The organism is Mycobacterium sp. (genome assembly GCF_050701675.1).
In the GTDB taxonomy this organism is placed as follows: Bacteria; Actinomycetota; Actinomycetes; order Mycobacteriales; family Mycobacteriaceae; genus Mycobacterium.
In genome coordinates, this window is record NZ_JBOGDD010000942.1 from 1 (window position 1) to 6,697 (window position 6,697).

Here is a 6,697-nt window from a genome sequence, read left to right on the forward strand (position 1 = left end):
CGGTGCTACTCACGGCGGGACTGGTCGGTCCGCGGGCCGCCGTCGGGCTCGCTGCGGTGGCACTGGTCGCCTTCGTCATCGTGGTCCAACCCTCGGCGAGCGTGCTGCGCGCAGCCGTGATGGGTGCCATCGCCTTGTTCGCGGTCGTCTCGCGAAGGCGACGACAGGCGATACCGGCGCTGTCGGCCTGCGTCCTGGTGCTGATGGTCGCCGCCCCCGAACTCGCGGTCGACGTCGGGTTCGCGTTGTCCGTCTCGGCAACGGCCGGGCTCGTCGTGATCGCGCCCGTGTGGTCGGCTCGGCTCGTCGAGCGTGGTTGGCCCATGCCGTTGGCTGCGGCGGTCAGCGTCGCCGCCGCTGCACACCTGGTCACGGCGCCACTCGTCGCAGGAATATCGGGCACCGTCAGCGTCGTGGCGATCGTCGCGAACCTCGTGGTGGCGGTCGTCATTCCACCTATCACGGTGATCGGTACCGCCGCGGCCGCGCTGACGCCGTTGTGGCCGGCCGCCGCGCAGCTGCTCATCCGGTTCACCGGCCCCGAGCTGTGGTGGCTGGTACACGTCGCACACTGGACATCGGCACTGCCTGGCGCCGTCGTGCCCGTTCCGTCGGGCATGCCCGGCGTGGTGAGCGTGGCAGGCGCAGGGATCGCCTCGGTGCTGCTGTGGCGGTTCAGGTGGGGACGCCTTGGCCTGGCCGTGGCGGCGATGTGCCTGGTGGCGTGGTCGGTGGCGGGGCAGGGTGTCGATGCGGTCGGTGGGCCGTGACACCATCGGAGCGTGAGCCAACTGCACCTCGTGCTGGGTGATGAAGACCTTCTCGTCGACCGCGCCATCGCCGACGTGTTGCGGGTGGCCCGCAAGCAGGCGGGAACCCACGACGTGCCCGTGGATCGCATGCGTGCGGGCGAGGTCAGTACGAACGAACTCGCGGAGTTGCTCAGCCCGTCGCTGTTCGCCGATGAGCGGGTCGTGGTCCTCGAGGCCGCCGCCGAGGCGGGCAAGGACGCCGTGGCGCTGATCGCCGAGGCTGCCGCGGACCTCCAGCCGGGCACGGTGCTCGTCATCGTGCACTCGGGCGCAGGACGCGCCAAGGCGCTGGCCGATCAGCTGAAGTCGCTCGGCGCCGAGGTGCATCCATGCGAGAAGATCAAAGTCGGCGGGCGAGCGGACTTCGTCCGTCGTGAGTTCCGCACCCTCAAGGTCAAGGTCGGAGACGACACGGTCACCGCGGTGCTCGACGCGGTCGGCTCCGACATCCGCGAACTCGCGGCAGCCTGCTCGCAGCTGGTCGCCGACACCGGCGGCAACGTCGATGCGGCCTCAGTGCGCCGCTATCACGGTGGCAAGGCCGAGGTGAAGGGCTTCGACATCGCCGACATGGCGGTCGCGGGCGACGTTTCTGGTGCCGCCGAGGCGCTGCGCTGGGCGATGATCGGCGGCGAACCGCACGTCGTCCTGGCCGACGCACTGGCCGAAGCGGTTCATGCGATCGCGAGGGTCGGTCCGTTGTCCGGCGATCCCTACCGGCTGGCCGGAGAACTGGGCATGCCGCCGTGGCGGGTGCAGAAGGCGCAGAAGCAGTCGAGGCGATGGTCGCGCGACTCGGTCGCGGAGGCGATGCGCCTGGTGGCCGCGCTGAACGCGGATGTCAAAGGCGCGGCAGCGGATCCCGACTACGCGCTCGAGTCGGCGGTGCGAAGAGTGGCCGAACTGGCCGGAGGCTAGCGAGTCAGAGGCTGTGCAGCGCGCTCGCCAGCGCGGACTTCTTGTTGGCCGCCTGGTTCTTGTGGATGACGCCCTTGCTGGCGGCCTTGTCCAGGCTGCGGCTGGTCGAAACCAGCAACTCGGCTGCCTTGTCCTTCTCACCAGCGTCGATGGCTGCACGGAATCCGCGGACAGCGGTGCGAAGAGCCGACTTCACCGACTGGTTGCGCAGTCGGGCGCGCTCGTTGGTGAGGATGCGCTTCTGCTGCGACTTGATGTTGGCCACGCGTCAGTTCCTTCTAAATGTCAGCTTGGGTTTACCAAAGTTGTTCATGGGCGCCCGACAACGGGCAGCGAGGGTTCAGGTTACCAGCGCCGGGGGTAAATCCCCAATGCGTGCGAAACCGAGGGGCCACTGGCCTGCCGAAACTCGACAGGTGGGGCAGCATGTCACAGGTGAGCCTTCGAACCTTGCCGTCCGAAAATGGTCGATCGTCCCGAAAGGCTGCTTCCTCGAAGAAACGACACGACGGGATATTCGGCGGTTACAACAACGTCGGCGACTATTCGAAGGCGTTCGACGAGATGTTCGACGCCCAGGGCAACGTGCGTGGACCCTACAAGGGCATCTTCGCCGAGCTTGCTCCTTCGGACGCGTCGGAGCTCGCTGCGAGGTCTGAGGCGCTCGGCCGCGCGTTCATCGACCAGGGCATTACGTTCTCTCTGTCCGGGCAGGAGCGACCCTTCCCGTTGGACTTGGTACCCAGGGTGATCTCGGCGGCCGAGTGGTCGCGCCTCGAGCGCGGCATCACCCAGCGCGTAAAGGCCCTCGAGATGTATCTCGACGACATCTACGGCGAGCAGGAGATTCTGCGCGACGGAGTGATCCCGCGCCGGCTCATCACGTCGTGCGAGCACTTCCACCGCGAGGCGGCGGGCATCGTGCCGCCCAACGGCGTTCGCATCCACGTCGCGGGCATCGATCTGGTGCGTGACGGGCAGGGCACCTTCCGGGTTCTGGAGGACAATCTGCGCTCGCCGTCGGGGGTGTCGTACGTGATGGAGAACCGACGCACCATGGCGAGGGTCTTCCCCAATCTCTTCGCCACTCACCGCGTGCGCTCGGTCGGCGACTATGCGTCGCACCTTCTGCGCGCCCTGCGTAACGCGGCAGCCTCCAACGAGGCCGATCCGACGGTGGTCGTGCTGACGCCGGGCGTCTACAACTCGGCATACTTCGAGCACTCGCTGCTGGCTCGGCAGATGGGCGTCGAACTCGTCGAGGGCCGCGACCTCTTCTGCCGCGACAACACCGTCTACATGCGCACCACCGAGGGCGAGCGTCAGGTCGACGTCGTCTACCGCCGCATCGACGACGAGTTCCTCGACCCCATGCACTTCAAGCCCGACTCCGTACTCGGGGTGGCCGGGATCCTGAATGCCGCACGCGCGGGCAACGTGGTGATCTCCAGTGCGGTGGGCAACGGGGTCGGCGACGACAAGCTCGTCTACACCTACGTCCCGACGATCATCGAGTACTACCTGGGTGAGAAGCCGCTGCTGGCCAACGTGGACACCTTCCGGTGCTGGCTCGACGACGAGCGGGAGGAAGTGCTCGACAGGGTCGACGAACTCGTGATCAAACCCGTCGAGGGATCCGGCGGTTACGGCATCGTCTTCGGGCCGGAGGCATCCGAGAAGGAACTGGCCACCATCACCAAGAAGATCCGCAGCGACCCGCGGGGGTGGATCGCCCAGCCCGTCGTTCAGTTGTCTACGGTGCCAACGCAGATCGACGACAACCTTGCACCGCGACACGTCGATCTTCGGCCCTTCGCGGTCAACGACGGCGACGACGTGTGGGTGCTTCCAGGCGGACTGACGCGGGTGGCGCTGCCGGAGGGGTCGCTGGTGGTGAACTCCAGCCAGGGCGGCGGTTCGAAGGACACCTGGGTGCTCGCGTCCCGCACGTCGGCGGCCGACCGCGAGTTGGCCGCCGCCGAGGTCGTGCGCGTACTGCCCAAGGCGCCCAAGGGCTCCAAGGCCGACAAGAACGGTGACGGCTCCTCGCAGCAGCAACAGTCCCAGGCGATGGGTCCGCAGGATCAGCAGCAGCAGCAACAACAACAGCAACAACAGCAACGGCAGGCGGTGGACTGATGCTGGCCCGCAACGCGGAATCGCTGTACTGGATCGGCCGCTACGTCGAACGGGCCGATGACACCGCCCGAATCCTCGACGTCACCGTGCATCAGCTGCTCGAGGACTCCAGCGTCGACCCCGACCAGGCGTCGCGAACCCTGTTGAAGGTGCTCGGCATCGACCCGCCGGACACCGAGCTCGACCTGTGGTCGCTGACCGACCTCGTCGCCTTCAGCCGCGACACCCAGGGCGGTTGTTCGATCGTCGACTCGATCTCGGCGGCACGTGAGAATGCCCGTGGTGCAAGAGAAGTCACGTCGACCGAGATCTGGGAGTGCCTCAACACGACGTACAACGCGCTACCGGAGCGCGAACGCGCCGCCAAGCGACTCGGGCCTCACGAATTCCTGTCCTACATCGAGGGCCGCGCGGCACAGTTCGCCGGTCTCGCCGACTCCACACTGTCCCGCGACGACGGCTACCGGTTCATGGTGCTCGGACGGGCCATCGAACGCGTCGACATGATCGTGCGCCTGCTGCTGTCCCGCGTCGGCGACAGCGGGTCATCGCCCGCCTGGGTGACCGTGCTGCGGTCGGCAGGCGCGCACGACACCTACCTGCGCACCTACCGGGGCGTGCTGGACGCGGGTCGCGTCGTCGAGTTCATGATGCTCGACCGGCTCTTCCCGCGGTCCATCATGTATTCCCTGAGGCTGGCCGAACACAGCCTCGACGAACTGCACCACCGCAGGCTCAACCGCGTCGGCGCGACCGCCGAGGCGCAGCGCCTACTCGGCCGCGCCAGAAGCGAATTGGAATTCCTGCGACCGGGCGTGCTGCTGGAGTCCCTTGAGGAAACACTCGGCGCGCTGCAGACCACCTGCGCCGACGTCGGTGAGGCCCTTGCGGTGGAGTACTTCTATTCGGCGCCGTGGGTCGCGTGGACCGATGCCGGTCGAAACGGCTCGCTGGTGATCGAAGAAGGAGAGGTCTGACATGTGGCGCATGCGGGTCATCCACGCCACCGGTTACGCGTACAAGTCGCCGGTCACCGCGTCGTTCAACGAGGCCCGGCTGACGCCGCGCTCGGACTCCCGGCAGAACGTGGTGCTCAACCGGGTCGAGACGGTGCCGGCCACCCGGTCCTATCGCTACGTTGACTACTGGGGAACGGCCGTAACGGCTTTCGACCTCCACGCTCCGCACGCTGAACTCGAAGTGACGGCGTCGTCGGTCGTCGAGACCGACAAGGGCGAACTGCCCGAGGAGACGTTGACCTGGGAGGACCTGGCCTCGGCGGCGGTCAAGGACAAGTACGACGAGTACCTAGTGGCGTCGGAGTTCGTCCCGTCCAGCAGGCGGATGACCCGCGTTGGGCAGCGCATCGCCAAGTACAACGATCCGCAGGAGGCGATCGTCGAGGCGGCGAAGTGGGTCCACGCCGAGCTTGCGTACGTGCCGGGTACCACCGGCGTGCACTCATCGGGGCTCGACGCGCTGCGCGAGGGCAAGGGCGTTTGCCAGGACTTCGCCCACCTGACGTTGATTCTGTTGCGCAGCATGGGTATTCCGGCACGCTACGTGTCCGGCTATCTGCATCCGAACGCCAAGGCGAAGGTCGGTGACACCATCGACGGTCAGAGCCATGCGTGGATACAGGCGTGGACGGGTGGCTGGTGGAACTACGACCCCACCAACGACAAGGAGATCACCGAGCAGTACATCAGCGTGGGCGTCGGCCGTGACTATCACGACGTGACCCCGCTCAAGGGCATCTACTCGGGAGAGGGGTCCACCGACCTCGACGTCGTCGTGGAGATCACCCGCCTGGCCTAGCCGTGAGCGCTGGCTTGGTCGACGGGTTCGGTCGACCCGCCCCGCGGCAGCTTGCTCGCCGCGAAGTCCGCCGCTTGATCGGTCAGACCGTCGGCGGCGTACATGCCGTGGGCGCCGTTGTCGCCCCCACCCGGCGAGCAGACCGGGTCATCCTGGATGCACAGGTCGGTCGTCTTCGACGTGTACCGCGAGCCCACGTTGATCGGCGGCGCGCCCGTGTAGATCATCTGCATGAATCCACTCGACGGCTTGCCGAACAACGCGACCGCGGCGACGTGATCGGCCACCGAGGGTGGCATCGGTCCGGTGAGGCCGGGGGGCAGGTTGAACCCCTTGGGGACGGCGTCCTCGGTGAGGTAGGCGGCCACCGCGGCACCCTGCGAGTAGCCGCCGACCACGATCTTCGTATCGGGGCAGCTCGTCGCCGTGTCACGGAGCTTGTTGCCTGCGTCGATCACGCCGTCCGCCGCCGTGGCGAAGTCGAGTGACGCCGGATAGTTCACCGGGTACACGTCGACCGACTTGCCGCCGGTCCTCGCTTGGAGTGCGTCGACGAACGCCTGTCCGGTCGCACCGACGCCGGGCGGCTCGAAGGTGCCCCGCGCGAACACCACCTGTACATCCGGGCAGGCAGCGGCGTACGCCGGGGCGGCAACGACGGCTGAACCCGTCCCCGCCGCCACCACTGACGCCATGATGGCGAACCAACGACTAAGTATCTTCATGTCGACTATCCGATCTCGTGCTCGACGCGGGCCGGCTCCGTTGCTCCCCGATAGACGTCCAGCGTCTACCCAGGTCATTCGCATTGCAAACTAAGCAATTATGGAACCTACTCCGACGGTTGCCAATTCGCATCGCGAGGCGGCGGTGCGAGAGGCCGATCGGACTTGCCGTCCTCGGCAAACGGCTAGCGGGCTCTCGCCTAACTGGCATTGGCAGTACTAGGTGGCGCAGTACGTGCTCGAACGCACGATCCCGGCGATCTGAGTGTTGATGTGAAGCGAACG

General features: G+C 66.9%; 7 protein-coding genes. 5 read left to right on the plus strand and 2 right to left on the minus strand.

Annotation, left to right across the window (positions count from 1 at the left end):
- Both ACRDUX_RS28570 and holA read left to right on the plus strand, forming a co-directional pair.
- Positions 1–770 (plus strand): ComEC/Rec2 family competence protein (locus tag ACRDUX_RS28570; protein WP_526418834.1); only part of this gene is annotated, 770 nt, incomplete at its 5' end.
- Between the two features lie 21 nt (positions 771–791).
- Positions 792–1,730: a DNA polymerase III subunit delta gene (gene holA / locus ACRDUX_RS28575; protein WP_526418846.1), complete on the plus strand. Its 939-nt coding sequence runs from the start codon at positions 792–794 to the stop codon at positions 1,728–1,730.
- Between the two features lie 4 nt (positions 1,731–1,734).
- Here holA and rpsT read toward each other — a convergent pair whose 3' ends face one another.
- Positions 1,735–1,995, minus strand: a complete 261-nt coding sequence (rpsT, locus tag ACRDUX_RS28580) for a 30S ribosomal protein S20 (protein ID WP_526418836.1) — start codon at positions 1,993–1,995, stop codon at positions 1,735–1,737.
- 161 nt (positions 1,996–2,156) lie between these two features.
- Between rpsT and ACRDUX_RS28585 the strand changes: the two genes are divergently transcribed.
- From ACRDUX_RS28585 to ACRDUX_RS28595, 3 genes are read left to right on the plus strand one after another with little or no spacing between them, the layout of a single operon-like run.
- Entirely contained in the window at positions 2,157–3,869 is a 1,713-nt protein-coding gene (locus tag ACRDUX_RS28585) for a circularly permuted type 2 ATP-grasp protein (protein WP_526418838.1), read from the plus strand.
- Complete coding sequence (locus ACRDUX_RS28590; protein ID WP_526418840.1) at positions 3,869–4,846, plus strand: alpha-E domain-containing protein; 978 nt, start codon at positions 3,869–3,871, stop codon at positions 4,844–4,846. The genes ACRDUX_RS28585 and ACRDUX_RS28590 overlap by 1 nt, the downstream gene beginning before the upstream one ends.
- A 1-nt stretch (position 4,847) precedes the next feature.
- Positions 4,848–5,687 (plus strand): transglutaminase-like domain-containing protein, encoded by an 840-nt coding sequence (locus ACRDUX_RS28595; RefSeq protein ID WP_526418842.1) that lies wholly within the window; start codon positions 4,848–4,850, stop codon positions 5,685–5,687.
- Here the strand turns inward: ACRDUX_RS28595 and ACRDUX_RS28600 are convergent.
- Complete coding sequence (locus tag ACRDUX_RS28600; RefSeq protein ID WP_526418844.1) at positions 5,684–6,412, minus strand: cutinase family protein; 729 nt, start codon at positions 6,410–6,412, stop codon at positions 5,684–5,686. The genes ACRDUX_RS28595 and ACRDUX_RS28600 overlap by 4 nt on opposite strands.
- Between the last annotated feature and the right edge of the window lie 285 nt (positions 6,413–6,697).

Excerpts from the sequence above, each read along its gene's own strand:
- ACRDUX_RS28585 (WP_526418838.1), top strand. The coding sequence starts at position 2,157 with ATGTCACAGGTGAGCCTTCGAACCTTGCCGTCCGAAAATGGTCGATCG.
- ACRDUX_RS28590 (WP_526418840.1), top strand. The coding sequence starts at position 3,869 with ATGCTGGCCCGCAACGCGGAATCGCTGTACTGGATCGGCCGCTACGTC.
- ACRDUX_RS28595 (WP_526418842.1), top strand. The coding sequence starts at position 4,848 with ATGTGGCGCATGCGGGTCATCCACGCCACCGGTTACGCGTACAAGTCG.
- ACRDUX_RS28600 (WP_526418844.1), bottom strand. The coding sequence starts at position 6,412 with ATGAAGATACTTAGTCGTTGGTTCGCCATCATGGCGTCAGTGGTGGCG.